Origin of the sequence: Chromohalobacter sp. HP20-39 (assembly GCF_033052815.1) — a bacterium.
Lineage (GTDB): Bacteria > Pseudomonadota > Gammaproteobacteria > Pseudomonadales > Halomonadaceae > Chromohalobacter.
In genome coordinates, this window is record NZ_JAWHTP010000051.1 from 1 (window position 1) to 725 (window position 725).

Sequence of the window (725 nt, forward strand, 5' to 3'; positions counted from 1 at the left end):
GTACGTGGCGTTAGCTAACTCGGCGTCGAGGGCGTTGCCAACCAAGGTGGCGTTGCTTTGCAGCGCGCCGCCCAGGAATTTGAAGTCATCGGGGAATCCCTGCAGTCGTGCGCCTTCGCGCAGGGTAATGGCGCGATTGGCTGTTGGATGCCAATAACGTCCGCTGCCGGCATTGGAGAAATACGTCGTAATTGTCCGCGCTAAGCCGTATCGATGTAATCGAGCGTATGCCGCACCGTAGTAGCTTTTTACCGTCCTTCTGCGGCCGCCCTCTTCCACATCCCTCATCGCTTCCAGTATGTTTGTACCGTGAGTCCAGGGCACATGGCCTAGCGCAGAGGCTTCGGCGCTCCCTTCCCTTGGCAATCCAGCGATTGCATCTTCGAATGTTGGGATAGGACTCGTTCTACCGACCCTATGGAGGGTTGGTTGTAACACCAAGGCTACGCGGCGCGCGCTTGATGTGGTTCCGATTAGATCGTCATCGAGGTCGTCGTAGTCGCGCAGCGACTGGGATACGTAATCGAAATAGCGTCCTCGAGGCAGATGTGTCGGCTCCGGCAGCGATGGGGCGACATTTAAATCGTTGCGGAGAGCGATCATCACCAGGCGATGTCGCGATTGTGCGCTACCGTACAAGGCAGCATTCAATACGCCAGCGGTCCACGAGTACCCTGCGCACTCTAGAATTCCCATTACCTTTTTGAAGTGCGGGGAGATTCCGG

The 725-nt window shown here is 57.0% G+C and carries 1 protein-coding gene; it reads right to left on the bottom strand.

The window, feature by feature from the left end:
• A partial coding sequence (locus tag RVY79_RS16810; RefSeq protein ID WP_317465615.1) for a DNA cytosine methyltransferase occupies window positions 1-696 on the bottom strand: 696 nt, incomplete at its 3' end.
• Window positions 697-725 lie beyond the last annotated feature (29 nt).